A 16,144-nucleotide genomic window follows, 5' to 3' on the forward strand; every position below is an offset into this window, starting at 1 on the left:
ATCTTATCATTTTGTTCGTTTAAGAGAAATATAAGTTCTAAATCGATAGCTGCATTTTAAGAACATGTTGACAAATTTTCTGACAAATGATTAAATTACGAAAACGTTTACGTTGAGGAAGGGTGCCATTGAAAAGACCAACAATTAAAGATGTGGCAAAAGAAGCAAGCGTTTCCATTGCAACCGTCTCGAGAATTCTTAATAACGGAACTGGCTATTCAGATAAGACAAGACAGCACGTTTTGAACACGATCGAAAGGCTTGGTTATTCCCCCAATGCAATTGCCAGGGGACTGATCAGCAAGCAGAGCAATACAATAGGCGTCCTTTTCCCTGATGTTTCCGGTCTGATCAGCGCAGAAATTCTGCAGGGTATTGAAGAAGCCGCCCATGCACAAGAATTTAGCGTCATCGTTTGCAAGACGGATTCAGATGGCAAAAAAACGATGGACAATCTGCGGCTGCTGCATGAAAAGCAAGTGGAAGGAATCATTTTTACCAGCCAGATGCTCACCAATGAATACGCATCATTTATTGAGAAAATGGGGGTTCCGGTTATTACAGTTTCTTCTTACTCTGAAAAAGAAGGCATTCCTGCAGTGAAGGTGGATGATGAGGCTGCGGCCTGTGATGCAGTCCGCTACTTAATCAGCCAGCAGCATACACAAATTGGCATGATCTCAGGACCTCCAACCGACCCCTTAGCAGGCACGCCAAGAATAAACGGCTACAAGCGGGCGCTTGAGGAAGCCGGCATTGAATATGATGAATCCAAGGTTGCATGGGATTCTGGGTTTTATTTTGAACATGGCGAAATCGCCTTCAGTAAACTACATGAACTCCACCCTCAGCTGACAGCTCTCTTTGCTGCAAGTGACGAGCTTGGTGTAAGCGCTATCTCCTGTGCTTATGATCTCGGTCTCCGGGTGCCGGACGATCTTTCCATCATTGGTTACGACGGCACAAGGCTCGCCAAAATGTCGAATCCCCCACTCACCACTGTGTCCCAGGGGTTTGAAGAAATGGGACGCAAATCAGCCGAGCTGCTTTTTGAATCAATTGAAACCGGCGAGCCAAGTCCCGGAGCAGCCATTCAGCATCGTATTGTTGAACGAAAGTCAGTGAAAAAAAAGTAAGCTTTATTTTTTTATTTATTTACGTAAACGTTTACTTACTGGACAATCAAAGCTTTTCATTTAGAAAGGAGCGCTCAAATGAAGCGGAAAACGTTTTTACCCATATGCACTGGAATTGCCTCTCTTATGCTCATTACAGGCTGCGGAAATGACTCAGCTGAAGATGGCGTGGTGGAATTAGAGCTTTTCTCCAACAAAACGGAAAACATCCCTACCTATCAAAAACTAATCGAACGATTTGAGGCTGAACATGAAGATATCCGAATCAAGCTCTATTCGCCTCCGGACGCAGAAACACTGCTGCGGACCAGGCTTGTCAAAGATGATATGCCGGATATGGTGGCGATTGGCGGAAGTGCATTATATGGAGAATTAACGAAAGCCGATATGCTTGTGAATTATGAAGGAAGCCCGATGCTTGAAAATATTCAGCCTGCCTACCTTGATATGCTAAATGAGCTGGAAGGCGAAGAACAGGAAGGCATTCACGGCGTCCCATTTGCTGCAAACGCCAACACTGTCATTTACAACAAGGAAAAGCTGCGTGAGCTTGGGCTGGAAGTGCCTGAGACATGGGATGAGTTTATTGAAACGCTCGAAGCTGTGAAGGAAGCCGGTGAAATCCCAATTTACTTTACGTTTCAGGATGCATGGACTGCGATGCCCGCCTGGAATTCCATTGCAGGGGTTCTGCAGCCGGATCAATTTGCTGAACGGAAAACAAACGGCGAGACTTCCTTCCAGGAATCACATACAGAAGTTGCCGATAAAATGCAAACCCTTCTCGACTATGGGCACGACCGCATGTACGGAATTGGCTACGATGATGGCAACCGGGAATTCGCACAGGGAAATGGCGTTTTTTACTTTCAGGGAAACTGGGCGGTTCCACAGATCCTGACAACCAATCCTGAACTTGATCTTGGTGTCTTTGCCCTGCCGGTAACAAATGACCCAGAAGAAAATCAGCTTGTTTCAGGAGTGGACGTCCTTCTTGCAACCATGCAGGACACTGAACACCCTGAGGAAGCGGAGGAATTTATTTCATTCATGCTTGAAGAAGAACAGTCTGAGCAATATATGTCAGAGCAGGCTGCCTTTTCAGTACTAGAGGGCGTTCTTTCCGATGATCCCTATATGGAAGGCATACGCGGGAAATTTGAAGATGGAAAGATTACAAGCTTTCCAGATCATTTTTATCCGCCTGGATTGGGTGCTGAAAACATGATTCAGGAATTTTTGTACAGCGGCGATACACAGGATTTTCTTAAGAAAATTGACCGTGAATGGGATCAAATCCAACTGCGATTTTAGAAAGGAGCAAGGTATATGCAATCGAAACAGCGTGCTTTTTTATTCATGACGATCCCGGCGGTCCTTTTGTTTTTCCTGTTCCACACTTATCCGCTGCTGCAGGGCGTTTTTTACAGCTTTACGAATTGGCGCGGGTACGGAGACTGGAATTTCGTCGGATTCTCCAACTACTTTAATGTTTTTAAGGATATGCGTGCATGGAGTGCGTACGGTTTTACGTTCCAATTTGCCATTGTCTCTACTATTCTTGTAAATATCTTTAGCCTGCTTGTGGCGCTTGGACTTAATTCAAATATTAAATTTCAAAAATCCTTGCGGGCGATTTATTTTCTTCCCAATATTTTAAGCATCTTGATTGTCGGGTTTATCTTCCAGTTTATCTTTACGCTCTTTTTGCCGCAGCTTGCTGAGCTGATCGGTGTTACTGCACTTTCAACTAATATTCTGGGAAGTCCGGATCATGCGTGGATCGGCGTTGTGATCATGGCCGTTTGGCAGGCTGTAGCCTTCAACACGATTCTTTATCTGGCTGGACTGCAGACAGTACCTGCTGATGTGTATGAAGCTGCCTCCATTGACGGCGCCAACCCTTGGAAGCGTTTCTGGAAAATCACCTTTCCGATCATTGCACCATTTTTCACCATCAATATGGTTCTTGCTTTGAAAAGCTTTTTAATGGTATTTGACCATATTATCGCCTTGACCGGCGGAGGACCGGGTTATTCAACAGAATCAATTTCAGTTCTGATCTACAGCGGGGGCTTTGAAGGCGGACAGTTTGGCTATCAGTCTGCTAACGCAGTCATTTACTTCATTGTGATTGTCGCGCTGTCTGTATTTCAGCTGCGAATCCTGCAGAAACGGGAGGTGCAGCAATAATGAAAAAGAAAAAAACCAATTGGCTTATTACATCACTGCTTTTAATCGGTACGCTGCTCATTCTTTTTCCGCTTTATTTGACGATCAATATTGCGTTAAAGACACCGCAGGAAATGGGCGAGCCGCTGCTGTCACTGCCGAATGAATGGCGTTTTCAAAACTTTCTTGATGCCATTGAACTGACCAATTTCTACAGCGCCTTTTTAAACAGCTTTATCGTGACATTTTGTGTGGTCGTGCTGACCGTTTTGACAAATTCGCTTGTGTCGTATGCCATTGCACGAAATATGCATAAAGGATTTTACAAAGCGCTGTTTTATTATTTTGTCAGCGCCATGTTTGTTCCGTTTCCGATCATTATGCTGCCGCTTGTGCGCCAGACAGCCGTATGGAATATGGACAATCTGGTCGGGCTGATTTTCCTTTATATTGTGTTTCAGCTGTCGTTTAATGTGTTTATCTATGTGGGCTATATTAAGTCGATTCCGATTGAGCTTGAAGAAGCTGCCGTGATGGACGGCGCAAGCTCATGGAAGATTTTCTGGAAGGTAATCTTTCCCCTTCTGTCACCGATGAATGCAACGGTGGCGATTTTGACAGCCCTATATGCATGGAATGATTTCCTGCTGCCGCTTGTTATCCTGACCGATCCAAGCGACGCAACTCTGCCGTTAACCCAGTACATTTTCCAATCTGAATTCTCTACGAACTATAATCTTGCCTTCGCGTCTTATCTGCTCGCGATGCTGCCGATGATTATTGTTTATATCGTGGCTCAGCGCTGGATTATTGGGAATGTGACGCGTGGGGCGGTTAAATAAATTTAAGAAAGAAACAGGTCTTATGGCTTAAACGAAGGCACTGAAGACGTTTCTGTATGGAGACCGGTTCATTTCCGCTGCAGCCGGAGGCTTTCCGCGGGGCGGACGGTGAGCCCCCTTGAGCTTTCAGCTCGGCGGTGTCTCACCTGTCACGCTTTATCCCGCTGGAGTCCCCGCCTTCCGCTCCAATGAACCTAAGTTTTTAGTAATAAAAATAACATCATGATTCTGCATAATTAGCAAAACCCTCTCCCGAACAATTTTCATGTTCAGGAGGGGGTTCTTTTAGATTTATTTGGTTCCTTCAATCAATTAAAAATGATTCCAAAAATGTATAAGGTTTTTAATTCCTTTTTTCAATCACTTGCAAGTTGGCTGTTATCATATGTCACTAAGTTATCAGTATTAATAGGTATGATTCTCTGTCGTTAAACCTTTATTTTTAAAAGTAAACACGGATAGAACGGCTAAAATTATAGTTGGGATGATTAAAAAATTTAAAGCGAGAACCGATAAATAACTTTCGCGAAGAATTAAAGCTATAACTGAAATAGTTACCATGGCTCTTGTAGTATTAGCATAATGATTTTTTTCATTAGAAGAAGATACTAGTTTGATATGAAGGATCAGCTGCACAACAACTAGCAAGAACAATACAATTAATAGGGGCACCTCAATTGTTTCAAAAAAATTATTAAGAAAAAGCAAAACAATAGATGGAATTAAATATATAAATTTATAAGTTTTATTCATTTTTACCAACAACCTCCTAAACTATGTTAAGATAAATTTTCAGTTACTCACTTTTAACTATATTCTCATATTTTGGGAGGAATTAAAATGAAGAATGGAAAGAAAATAATTTTAATTACTATTTCACTAGTTTTCTACTTTTCTTTTTTAGGACCATCGTTTTCCTATGCAGAAGAAAACAAGGATACTAGTCGAAATAACCTGGAAGGTCTAGAGTCAGTGGATGGAAATGTATTGGATCTTATTGATCAACTTCCAGATTCTGTTTCGGATAAAGGTATCGAAGCTTCTACCGAGTGGCTAAATGAAAACAAAGGTGAAGATTTATCAAATGTTGAATTTAGCTCTGATTCTGAAAACATGTATTTAACGACAACAGAAGAATCTACCCAAAATAATCTGAATATGGCAAAAGCGTCATGGTCAGAAATTGGAGCATGTGCAGTTGCATTAGGGGCTGCAGCTGTACAAGTTCTCCCTTGGGCAAAGATTTTAAAATTGAAAAAGGCTGCTAAAGTGGCGGGCGGATTAGAAAAATTATTTACAAAACTTATTAACTCTTATAAGCATCAAAGAAATTTAGGATATTCAAAAACAAACGCCTCAAAAAGAGCTGTTGACATAGTTGCCAATAATTTTCCTAAAGATTTAAAGGATGCAATGCTAGAAGTATTGGGGGTTGGGGGAGCGATAACAGCCTGTGGAGTTTTATTAAAATAGATAGAAAGAAGAAAAATGACCAATGAAAATTTTGAGTGATCTCTTATAAAGAAAATGAATTTCATAATCCTGAGCCCGTTCCTATTAGTACTTCAGCGCACAAAAAAGGAAAACCTCAACAAGGATATAATGCCATTCTTTCTATTAGATCTAGATAGAGTGGTCAATTCAAAAAATCGTGAGCCCAGGTATCACTGAATTATTGCCCGGGATTCACAGTATCAAAAAAACCTTTAAATAAAGCACTGATCTATCGAACGGACAAACATAAAAATATCATTTTCACTTCCACTAGCACTAAAATTACAGTAGCGAGAGCTAAATGACTATGAAAAAATTCAAAGGGTATGAGATGTGGGATAATTAATACGGCCTCCTTCCAATTAATTATCCGATACTAAAGTAAAAGCATGAGCTCCGGAGCAAATCCGGCTCATGCTTTTATTTTTTGGCAAATGAAAACCCCTTCATTCTAAAATGACGGATAAACGTTGCATTTATTCACTGAATTCGTGTTATACTCCTGTTATTTACTATTTGCAAAACATAAACAGCCTTTTAACAGAAGGTTTTCTACCCTACAACTTAGAACTGCAGGAGGTTACAGCAATGGAAGAAAACATCAAGAGCAATCCTTTGGCTCTAATTCCTTTTTTAGTCTTTATTTTATTGTTTATCGGCTCTGGCGTGCTGACTGGTGATTTCTATCAAATGCCGGTTCTGGTCGCGTTATTTGCAGCCATTCTTGTTGCTCTTCTTATGAACAGAAAAACGGATTTTCAGACGAAAATCGAACAGCTCACAAAAGGCGGCGGCCATCCCAATATTATATTAATGGTCATTATCTTCCTTTTGGCAGGCGCATTTGCATCTGTAGCAGAGGGTGTGGGAGCCGTTGAATCAACGGTAAATCTCGGGTTAACACTGCTTCCTGAAAATCTGCTGATCGTCGGATTGTTTTTGATTTGCTGCTTCATCTCCATTTCAATGGGTACGTCAACCGGCACGATTGTGGCACTTGCACCGATCGGTCTTGGCGTGGCAAATCAAACGGATATCAGCCTGGCACTAACGATGGGTGCCATTGTCAGCGGTGCGATGTTTGGTGATAATCTCTCTATTATTTCAGATACAACCATTGCCGCTGTTCGAACACAGGGCACGAAAATGAGAGACAAGTTTAAAGCCAATTTCTTCATTGTATTGCCTGCAGCTATTCTCACAGCCATCATTTTTGGTGTGATGACGGCAGATGCTACCACGACCATCGATGAAGATACTGCCTTTGAATTTGTAAAGGTGCTTCCATACCTTGGCGTGCTGATCTTCGCCCTTGCCGGAGTAAATGTCATCTTCGTGCTTCTTGGCGGAATCATCTTTGCAGGATTGGTCGGACTAATCCTTGGCGACATTACCATGAGCGGCTATGTTCAATTGCTTGGCGACGGCTTTGCCAATATGCAGGAGCTTGCCATGATTGCAATTCTACTTGGGGGATTGGTTGAGCTCATCCGTCAAAATGGAGGCATCGCTTACCTGCTCCAGCTGTTCAGCCGAAATATGAACAGCGCACGCGCTGGAGAAACGGGGATTGCAGGACTCGTCAGTGCTGTAAATTTGGCCACTGCCAATAATACAATTTCTATTATTACTGCAGGTCCTTTAGCGAAACAAATCGCTGAGCGGTTTAAGATTGATCCGCGCCGATCTGCCAGTCTGCTGGATATCTTTTCAAGCTCTGTACAGGGTCTCATTCCATATGGCGCACAGATGCTTGCGGTAGCGGGTGTGGCAAGTATTTCCCCTGTGGAGATCATGCCATATTGTTTCTATCCAATGCTCATCGCAGCTGCCGGCATCCTGGCGATTATTTTCAGGCTGCCTCGATTTACAACGCGCGGCGCGAAGTCATAATACACTAAAGCCGGCTTGACCCGAAAATGGGCAAGCCGGCTTTTATAATGTGATTTTGTTAACCGGGGCTGTTGATTTCCGCTGGAGGCGCTCGCTTTCCGCGAGGCGGGGGTCAGCCATCTTCACAGCAAAGCTGTTCAGAGGTCTCACCTCTCCCGCTACATCCCGCAGGAGTCTCGCACCTCCAGCTCCAATCAACAGTGTGCAAAATATCAATCGTTACTTTTATCTGAGCTGGGCTTGTTCTCACCACTAAATTTAGAAGAACCCATCCATTATCTACCACATAACGTAACAATAGGCTAAAGATGGAATGAGGAGATAAACATGATCAATTTTGGCTTTTTTCAGGGAACCGTTACCATGATCAGTGACTTTATTATCAGTCAAAATGGTGAAGGAGAAGGCTGCTATACGCTGCTCACAGTAGAGGATGGAACTGGCGGGACAGTAAATGCCGTGATATCCCCCGCTACGTACTTTGTGGATCAGGCGATGGTTTCAGTTGGTGATAGGATTACCGGCTACTATGATCAAAATGCGCCTGTACCATTAATTTACCCGCCCCAATACCGTGCACTGATTATCGTAAAAGAACAGCCTTATCAGAATGTAAAAGTGGACTTCTTTAATGCTCAATTAGAAAGCAGCGATAACCGCTTAAAAGTAAACCTGTCGCCCTACACTCAAATACGGCTCACAAATGGCCAGGCATTCACCAAATATCCAGGAAACCGTAATCTCATTGTGGTGTATGGCGCATCAACAAAGAGCATTCCCGCCCAGACGGTGCCTTACCGGATCATTGTCTGGTGCTGACAAGACAAAAGGAGAAATACGTGGTCTAAACCAGCGTATCCCTCCTTTTCTTTTACTTGCGATATGAATTCTTTTTCGTACTTTACAGACCATCTATACTGAAGGTACACTCTCTTCTTTATCCCGCTCCGTCTTATCAATAATCGCAGTACCAACAAGGTCTCCTGTCACATTCAATGCGGTTGCACCCATGCCGACCAATGCATCGATGGCTGTTAAAAGAGCCACCGCTTCCATTGGCAGACCAAGCTGAGCAAATACCGTTGCAATCATCACAAGTCCGGCACCCGGTACACCCGCTGTCCCAATGGAGGCAAGCGTTCCGACCAGAACCACTGTCAGCATTTCAGCAATCGTCAATGGCTGGCCAATCACATTCGCTGCAAACACGGCAGAAACAGCAATCCGAATCGCTGCCCCGTCCATATTAATCGTCGATCCAAGCGGCAGACTGAAGCCGTACAGACTTTTTGAGACTCCCAGATTCTTTGCAGCATTAAGTGTCAGCGGGAGTGTCCCTGAACTGCTTTGAGTAACAAAGGCCGTAATCATTGGCGTGCGGGCCTGGGCAAAAAATTTCTTTGGACTGATTTTAAAAGCCAGCATGATCAAAACATATAATGCAATCTGCACCGCAATCCCCACATACAGCACAAGCACAACACTTCCAAGCGACAGCAGGGTCTCCATCCCCTGGCTTCCGACTGTATTAGCCACGATCGCAAAGATTCCGACCGGCAAATATTGAAGTATTGCTTTCATAATAACAAGCGTTGCTTCACTCATGCCGCTGATCACTTTGTATAAAAGCTCCCCCGTCTCATGAAATTCTTCAGTTGAACGAAGGTAAGAAATCGCAATGCCAAAAACAAGAGCAGTAAAAATGATGCCAAGTAAATTAAATTCAGAAAAAGCCGTAACAATATTATCAGGAACAATGCTTAATAAAACACTCACCACTCCGGGGTTTTCGGGCGCATCAAAGGTTTCTTCTGTATTCAACGACATGCCCGTTCCCGGATCAAAAATGGACGCAACGAATATACCGACAGTAATCGCAATCGCCGAGGTCGCAATATAATAAATAAACGTCTTGCCGCCCATTCTTCCTAGCTGGCTCAGCTTCGTCTGATTCACCCCGGCCATCAGCGTAAATAAAATCAGCGGCAGAATAAGAAATGTAAGAAGATTCATCAACAGATCGCCAAGCGGAGTTAAAACCGACATGTCCTCGCCGAAGATCAATCCGGCAGTGACACCCAGAACAAGTGCAATAGTAATTTTTAAAATAAGGGATGCGCTGACATACCCTTTCCAAGCCTTCTTCATAAAAATCCTCCTTGCTATCTTTTCAGCCATCAAAACACATCTTTTTAGTCGGAATTAAATGTATATCAGTTCACGTAAAGAGTCAAAATAATTGCTTATTGACAACAGATTCTTCGAATTTCTGAGATTTACGTAAACCCTGCTGGTATGATTGGAATACATATAAGGAAGAAAGAGGTGCAGGAATGGTCCAGTTCAAATCGTTTCATGGAATTGTCACGAGCCTTGGTGATAAAGAGGGCGACACCTGCAATCAGTTTATCACTGTTGTAAACGAATCAGGTGCACAGGTTAATTTCGTTACATCCCCTTCCACTTACTTTGTCGATCACGAATTGGTCTCAGTCGGGGACAGTGTAACCGGATACTACGATGCCAGCCTGTTTGTCATCATGATTTATCCACAGCAATATGGCGCGCTTGTGATGGTCAAAAACAGCCCCTACCAAAATGTGAAGGTAGATTATTTTGACGAGCAGCTTCTAAGCAGTGACGGACTTTTGCAATTGAACCCTTCTCCTGACACACAGATGCTTTTGCCTAACGGGCAAGTATTTACTAAAAGCCCTGTAAACCGATATCTAATCGTGCTATACAGTCGCGCTACCACCAGCATCCCCGCTCAGGCTATGCCGTATAAAATTATTGTCTGGTGCGGGTAATGGTTTCAACTGTAAAAGCCACTGAGCTAAATAGCAGCCAGTGGCTTTTGCGATAATTGTGAAGTAGCATTACATCTTTAAATATCGGCAAATTAGAAAATTCATTCGACTAGATCAATTATAGATTAAATAAATGACACACTATTTTGTGGTTCCTTTTTTCAAACTTGGTAAAAGATTTACTTAATCATTGGAGGGTCTGTTAAAAAACAGCCTTAGTACACCATAGAGAAACACGATCCACCAAATAAGGATAAATGTATAACCTAAGAATGAATATACGGACCATAATTCCCCTTGTTGTAACTGAATAATAAAAAACTCATACTCATTCAATTTGATTTCTCTATCTGAACTGGAACTTTGAATAAAACTAATTATGGGAACAGTTACTATAAATAGCATTGCTATAAATGATATTATAATCTTCTTATTCTTATAAATACTAATTACTGTAAACACAAAAGTTATTAGTAAAATTAAATAATAGAGCACCCAAAACCATTGAGGTAGAGTTTCCCAATACATTCGCATACCTCCAAATTTGTATACCATCTGCTATTTAAATCTACTTATTGAAGTAAGACAAGCATTTTAAAAGAATCTAAGTGTTATATAATTTCTTGGTCAGATAGCCATTGTTTATATCTTACTTCTCCGTAATCAACATCAAGTTCCTGTATTTCGATTGAAAATATTTTTATACCAAACTCATTCAATTCATTTTTTTCATTTGGATTCTCCAATCCATATCGCTCGAAATCAAAAAATATGTCCCAAACTCCTTGTGATTTTCTTTTAAAAGCAATAGCCTCTAAATCATAACCATTCTCGTAATAACCTAAATGCAAATAATATCTATCGTCATATAACATGTTCAAAAAACCCACCTTTTTCAATAACTTGCTTAATGTATACGAGGCATTCTTAAAACCTCCAAATCAACATAAAAATTAGAAATAACTAGAATAGAATGGAAATGCTTGTCGAAAGAAGGAGCATCCTGTTAAACTAGGTTGAACGTTTTAGGAAGAAGGTGAGGAAATGCTTAACGCACTCATCATTTTCGTGGCCCAGTTAATATTTGTTCCTGTTTTAACACTGCGTACAATTATGATGGTCAAGGGAATGAAAGAAAAAGCCGCAGCTCTGGGAATACTGGAAGGGTTTATCTACGTTGTCGCACTGGGAATTGTTTTTAGTGATTTGTCCAATTACCTGAATATGGTTGCCTACGCGTTAGGCTTTGGGATCGGTCTTTATTTAGGTCAGATCATCGAACAGAAGCTTGCGATCGGGTTTGTCTCCATTGAAGTAAATATAACGAGCAAAAACGAAGAATTAATACAGAACCTTCGTAATGAAGGCTTTAGTGTCTCCACCTCCGAAGTGGAAGGCATGAACCAGGCACGCCGTTTCCGCCTTGACTGTACAGCCCGGCGTGATCGTGAACAGGAGTTCATTAAGATCGTCAGTGTCTTTGAGCCAAGTGCCTTTATCGTGTCGTATGAGCCCCGTAATTTTAAAGGCGGCTACATTACAAAAGCGATGCGGAAAAACAGAAAAAATAAAGAAGCAGCAAAATAGAGTGATGGTGTCTGATTCCTGTGTTTAAATTGCAGGGATCAGGCATTTTCTTTTTTCTAATGACCCGGATAATGAAATAAATAGAAATTATTGATTTCTAAAATCGAATTTATCGCTTGGTACATCTAATACATGGCCGTTAATGACCTCGGTGTTATCATCTGTCCACGAGATATTTGCAGTCTCTTCCCGGTAGTTCCAATAGATATTTTTGGTTTTATTATCTTTTTCATTAAATACTAACTCACCACGAACGGCATATGAGGTTGTTACTCCCCCATTTGTGACATATGCTTTTAAGGTGTATTTTCCATCAGGAGAGATTTCTTCTGTAAGATATTCGACTAGAGGTAATCTGTTCATAATAAAAATACCCCGAAATTTAAATTGCAGTTCGTTAAGGAGTGTTCCAAAAGAAAGTAGTGACTATAAAAGGAATAACAATAGTAATAAATAATAAAATGCCATTACCAATTAAGCCCAGTATTCTATACATATCCTTTTTAGCGAATAAAGCCAATATAAACCCCAATGCAGATAAAATCACTCCAACTAATAGAAGATAATCATTACCGAATAAAACAATAATATAAGAAACTAACCCCATTAAAAATAATATAGCTGAAAATATCCCTAATTTACTTTTAATAATGATCCCCCCTCCAGTCAATTACTTTTCAAACATCTTTACTTCTTGGACAGTTGCACCCTGTCAGTTGAAGTGTTTTTCCAGAGTGCTTGTGTTACGAATAACCTTAATCTTGTCCTTATGTACAGAATAGTTGTTGAAGAAATTCACTTTCCCCACTTCTTCAAAATACCGGTTCCATTTAAACATGTTAAAAAATATTTTTACTGTCGGTTTGTAATTTGACTTCTCTAAATGAAGTTTTTGCTTTAAAAACCTTTTTATAATTCGATAGGTTCTTATGGAATAGTTTGTATCTAAAAAGATAATTAAATCCGCTTGATGAAAACTGCTGCTTACCCAATTTTCATTGTGTATCCCTTCAATGATCCAGCTTTCAGATTGGATGATACTAGTCAAATACTCTTCTCTTTCCTCTTCAGTTCTTCTGATATCCCCTGTCTTCTTCCTTATCCAAACTACATTGTCTAATTCATAATATGGGATAGACAGCTGTGCAGAAAGGTCTCTGGCTAAAGTCGTTTTACCGCTTCCAACAGAGCCAATAATATGTATCTTTTTGGGATTGTCTTTTTCAAGTGATCACCATCCATGCTAAGCAGATAAGTAAATTCATCTAATCATTTACAGCCTGGGTGAGTCCTGGTTCTTACCATTTTGGTCATATATGTTTCGATTCTTCCTTCCTTTTACAGCTTTAATGTTTAAAATGAAAGACCAGGCGAATGCAGATAACAACCCAGTCCAGAAGATACCACAAGTAACTAGTAAAAATATAGTAATATGTTTGGTTTACAAACAACGTTATTAAAAAGACGTAAAAGCCAAAATAACACCCTTTTTTCCAATTTTCAGTTTCATTTTGAGACATGTCTTTAAAAAATATCCCCATTCAATATCCTCATTTCTGCGAGTACCCCTGCTAATCTCTACTGCTAGGTTAACTAGAACCCGGGAAGCGTTTATTGAATAATCGCTCACCGTGGTCAAAATTATTTCTTTGCCCATAAATTTAAATATAAGTTTGTAACTGCTACAACAACCATTCCTTCATCATCAAGAACTATATCGTTTGGTAAATCCAAATAGAATCCAAACTCATCAGCATTATTGTAGTTTATGCCTGAGTATTCAGAAGGACTTAATTTAAACGTATCATCTCTATATGTCGCTTCTGCTTTCGCCTTAAACTCACTTGTTAAACCATCAATATTATGTATATATTCTACGCCCGATACGATTGACGCACCACCTAAACTGGCGTTTCCATTTGACCTGAAGAAAAGTTCGAATTCCTTTGGATGATGAGCGATTACTTTCGAGACATATATTTGGTTTTCTCCATCATCAAAAAGCACTTTCCCCTCGTTATTCTCCAAATGATTCAAATCAATCTCGATTGTATATTCTCCATCAAGGGGGTGTGCAATATTGTGATAACTTTCAATGTCGTTCGTAAAAGAATGTATTCCCAGGGTCTGAAATTTGTATAGTGTCACTGCCCAGGGAATGAAGAATGCACCAAGTGCAATTATGAATGCCACAATATATAAGGTATTTAGATTTAAGAACTTTTTCACTAAACTCCTCCCCATACAAATTATTTAGCCTTAAGACAGATTTCTGCTTTTACTAAACTCGCTCCGTTCGTAGAATAAATATTTCTACTGTAAATATATCATATGTTTCCTCATATGGTATTTAATACCCTATTTATCAAACCATTATCATAAGGTAGTTTTTCTAGTGTTTTATTTAATTGTTCATTCTGATTGCCTTTTTAGCCGGAGGGATCGTGCTGAATGTATTGAAGGAGGAATTGCAGGAGGAATTGCAGGAGGAATTGCAGGAGGAAAAAGAGAGCAGTTTTGCCGCTTTCAGCTGGGGAGAATTCGATTGCCTACCGCGAAAAGCACAAGCAAAGCTGGCATTCGAAAAATAGAGTGAGATCCCTTCGGATCAGGCATTTTTTAAACCAGAAAAAATAAAACTTCCTACTATTGCGGAAGTTTTATTTGTTGATGTTGGCTTTATTCAAAAGTTTTATTTATTTCTAAAATCGAGTTTATCTCTTGGGGGTATATTTATATTTTACTCTTCCGTATGAGTAATTGACTGTAAATAAAACAGTTCTCCTCTTACACCTTCTGAATAAACAGTTGAAATGTTATCAATAAACATACGGCTTGTGAAAATTGTTTGACCTTCATCACAAAAGATCTCAATACTTGAAGAATCTACGAATATACGAATGATATGTTTCTCTTTTTTCAGCCTTATCGCATACCTTTCGGTTCCAAAACGGTCTGCATAAAGATGAGTCATGTTTGAACGGTCCAAACAATATTCCTCTCCATTAGATGAGAAGGTGACAGAATCTTCATTATCATTTTCAAATGATATCTTAAACGATTCCTCAACCATCACTTCAATTTCAAATGCACGTGAAAACAAGGTATGCTCTTGACTCAATTTTTCATTTCTAATCCTTAAGTTTTCAAGCTCTTTAATCGGATTTTGAATGAGACGTTTTCCGCTGATTGTAATTTCCCGTGGGATGGTTAGCATGTGTGCCCACATATTTGAATCTGTTGGGTAATTACTTTTGGAATTTCCTAACCAGCCGATCAATATCCTTCTACCTTGAACGTCTTCATAAGTTTGAGGAGCATAGAAGTCAAATCCCTTATCAAGCTCTATGAATTCCCTCCCATCGTATCTCAATTGCTCTGTGTCGAGAATAGCACTGACAGCGTAAACGACAGAAAATACATTATTAAAGTTGTATTTATCTTTATTCAAATCTCCTTGAGGAGAAAAAATCAGGACACCTTCCCCGTCCTTCTCATAATAATTGGGGCACTCCCACATATAACCTGGATTTTCAATTTCAGTTTTTATAATCCCCTTATAATTCAATTCTTTTATAGATGACCCACTATATAGAGCTAATGCACCTTGTTGATTAATTGTTTCTCCCCCAACTAACATGTGATAGATTTTTCCCCTTTTGAAAACGACTGGGTCTCTAAAATTATGTGTAAATTCCGGAGCAGGATCATTAATAATAGGAGCATGCTTCGTTATGTTTAAATTCTCGTCCATCGAGGCATATACTTGGCTCTGAATGATCTGACCATCTTCCCCAATTTTATTTCCAGTATAAAAAAGTTGCAGATCTTTTCCTTCAAGAAAGCCTGAACCAGAAAAGCATCCATGCGAATCATAGTCCCTGTCAGGATAAAGTGCGACTCCGTGATCTTCGAAATGAACAAAATCTTTTGTCGACAGATGGTACCAATGCTTTAGTCCATGAACCGGCCCAAGTGGAAACCACTGATAGAAAATATGATGACTCATTTTATAGTAAGAGAGACCATTCGGATCATTTAAAAGTCCATGATGCGGCGCTATGTGATAGGTCGGATAAAAAGGATCCTGTTTCGTTTTTTGCTCAATCATCTCTAAATATTGATCAGATACATCCTCCATCGATAAAAATCGATTCTGGTGATTTGAAAAGTCAATACTTTGTAACATTAAAGGCTTCCTTTCTTTTAT

At 40.3% G+C, this 16,144-nt stretch carries 17 protein-coding genes; 10 read left to right on the forward strand and 7 right to left on the reverse strand.

The window, feature by feature from the left end:
* Positions 1-128: 128 nt before the first annotated feature.
* The 4 genes from E2R51_RS12000 (at position 129) to E2R51_RS12015 (ending at position 4,150) form a co-directional block, all read left to right on the forward strand.
* Complete coding sequence (locus E2R51_RS12000; protein ID WP_133377317.1) at positions 129-1,136, forward strand: LacI family DNA-binding transcriptional regulator; 1,008 nt, start codon at positions 129-131, stop codon at positions 1,134-1,136.
* 78 nt (positions 1,137-1,214) lie between these two features.
* Positions 1,215-2,450, forward strand: coding sequence for an ABC transporter substrate-binding protein (locus E2R51_RS12005; protein ID WP_133377318.1), 1,236 nt, complete (start codon positions 1,215-1,217; stop codon positions 2,448-2,450).
* Positions 2,451-2,465: 15 nt separating this feature from the next.
* Entirely contained in the window at positions 2,466-3,329 is an 864-nt protein-coding gene (locus E2R51_RS12010; protein ID WP_133377319.1) for a carbohydrate ABC transporter permease, read from the forward strand.
* Entirely contained in the window at positions 3,329-4,150 is an 822-nt protein-coding gene (locus tag E2R51_RS12015; RefSeq protein ID WP_133377320.1) for a carbohydrate ABC transporter permease, read from the forward strand. The genes E2R51_RS12010 and E2R51_RS12015 overlap by 1 nt, the downstream gene beginning before the upstream one ends.
* A gap of 405 nt (positions 4,151-4,555) precedes the next feature.
* Here the strand turns inward: E2R51_RS12015 and E2R51_RS12020 are convergent, their stop codons facing one another.
* Positions 4,556-4,903, reverse strand: a complete 348-nt coding sequence (locus tag E2R51_RS12020) for a hypothetical protein (RefSeq protein WP_133377321.1) — start codon at positions 4,901-4,903, stop codon at positions 4,556-4,558.
* A gap of 87 nt (positions 4,904-4,990) precedes the next feature.
* Here E2R51_RS12020 and E2R51_RS12025 point away from each other — a divergent pair, with 87 nt between their 5' ends.
* The 3 genes from E2R51_RS12025 (at position 4,991) to E2R51_RS12035 (ending at position 8,356) form a co-directional block, all read left to right on the forward strand.
* On the forward strand, positions 4,991-5,623 hold the full coding sequence (locus E2R51_RS12025) for a hypothetical protein (RefSeq protein WP_133377322.1): 633 nt from the start codon (positions 4,991-4,993) through the stop codon (positions 5,621-5,623).
* 477 nt (positions 5,624-6,100) lie between these two features.
* Positions 6,101-7,537 carry a Na+/H+ antiporter NhaC family protein gene (locus tag E2R51_RS12030; protein ID WP_133377323.1) on the forward strand — a complete coding sequence of 479 codons (1,437 nt, stop codon included), beginning with the start codon at positions 6,101-6,103 and terminating at the stop codon, positions 7,535-7,537.
* Between the two features lie 327 nt (positions 7,538-7,864).
* On the forward strand, positions 7,865-8,356 hold the full coding sequence (locus E2R51_RS12035; protein ID WP_133377324.1) for a hypothetical protein: 492 nt from the start codon (positions 7,865-7,867) through the stop codon (positions 8,354-8,356).
* A gap of 93 nt (positions 8,357-8,449) precedes the next feature.
* Here E2R51_RS12035 and E2R51_RS12040 read toward each other — a convergent pair whose 3' ends face one another.
* Entirely contained in the window at positions 8,450-9,685 is a 1,236-nt protein-coding gene (locus E2R51_RS12040) for a dicarboxylate/amino acid:cation symporter (protein WP_133377325.1), read from the reverse strand.
* Between the two features lie 185 nt (positions 9,686-9,870).
* Here E2R51_RS12040 and E2R51_RS12045 point away from each other — a divergent pair, with 185 nt between their 5' ends.
* The gene (locus E2R51_RS12045; protein ID WP_133377326.1) at positions 9,871-10,347 is read left to right on the forward strand and encodes a hypothetical protein; all 477 of its coding nucleotides are present in this window, start codon (positions 9,871-9,873) and stop codon (positions 10,345-10,347) included.
* A gap of 611 nt (positions 10,348-10,958) precedes the next feature.
* Here the strand turns inward: E2R51_RS12045 and E2R51_RS12055 are convergent.
* Positions 10,959-11,222: a DUF3986 family protein gene (locus tag E2R51_RS12055; RefSeq protein ID WP_240733064.1), complete on the reverse strand. Its 264-nt coding sequence runs from the start codon at positions 11,220-11,222 to the stop codon at positions 10,959-10,961.
* Between the two features lie 169 nt (positions 11,223-11,391).
* Between E2R51_RS12055 and E2R51_RS12060 the strand changes: the two genes are divergently transcribed.
* A complete protein-coding gene (locus E2R51_RS12060) occupies positions 11,392-11,934 on the forward strand; it encodes a DUF2179 domain-containing protein (protein WP_133377329.1) in 543 nt (180 codons plus the stop codon).
* Positions 11,935-12,021: 87 nt separating this feature from the next.
* On the opposite strand, the gene E2R51_RS12065 is transcribed toward E2R51_RS12060, so the two are convergent.
* From E2R51_RS12065 to E2R51_RS12080, 3 genes are all read right to left on the reverse strand, one after another.
* Positions 12,022-12,327: a DUF5412 family protein gene (locus E2R51_RS12065; protein ID WP_240733074.1), complete on the reverse strand. Its 306-nt coding sequence runs from the start codon at positions 12,325-12,327 to the stop codon at positions 12,022-12,024.
* 319 nt (positions 12,328-12,646) lie between these two features.
* Positions 12,647-13,138, reverse strand: coding sequence for a P-loop NTPase family protein (locus tag E2R51_RS12075; protein ID WP_133377330.1), 492 nt, complete (start codon positions 13,136-13,138; stop codon positions 12,647-12,649).
* 437 nt (positions 13,139-13,575) lie between these two features.
* On the reverse strand, positions 13,576-14,163 hold the full coding sequence (locus tag E2R51_RS12080) for a hypothetical protein (RefSeq protein ID WP_133377331.1): 588 nt from the start codon (positions 14,161-14,163) through the stop codon (positions 13,576-13,578).
* Between the two features lie 215 nt (positions 14,164-14,378).
* Here E2R51_RS12080 and E2R51_RS12085 point away from each other — a divergent pair, with 215 nt between their 5' ends.
* Positions 14,379-14,525, forward strand: coding sequence for a hypothetical protein (locus tag E2R51_RS12085; RefSeq protein ID WP_165967204.1), 147 nt, complete (start codon positions 14,379-14,381; stop codon positions 14,523-14,525).
* A 149-nt stretch (positions 14,526-14,674) separates the two neighbouring features.
* Here E2R51_RS12085 and E2R51_RS12090 read toward each other — a convergent pair whose 3' ends face one another.
* Positions 14,675-16,123, reverse strand: coding sequence for a sucrose-6-phosphate hydrolase (locus E2R51_RS12090; RefSeq protein ID WP_205703328.1), 1,449 nt, complete (start codon positions 16,121-16,123; stop codon positions 14,675-14,677).
* Between the last annotated feature and the right edge of the window lie 21 nt (positions 16,124-16,144).

This window comes from Jeotgalibacillus sp. S-D1, from assembly GCF_004358665.1.
GTDB lineage: Bacteria > Bacillota > Bacilli > Bacillales > Jeotgalibacillaceae > Jeotgalibacillus.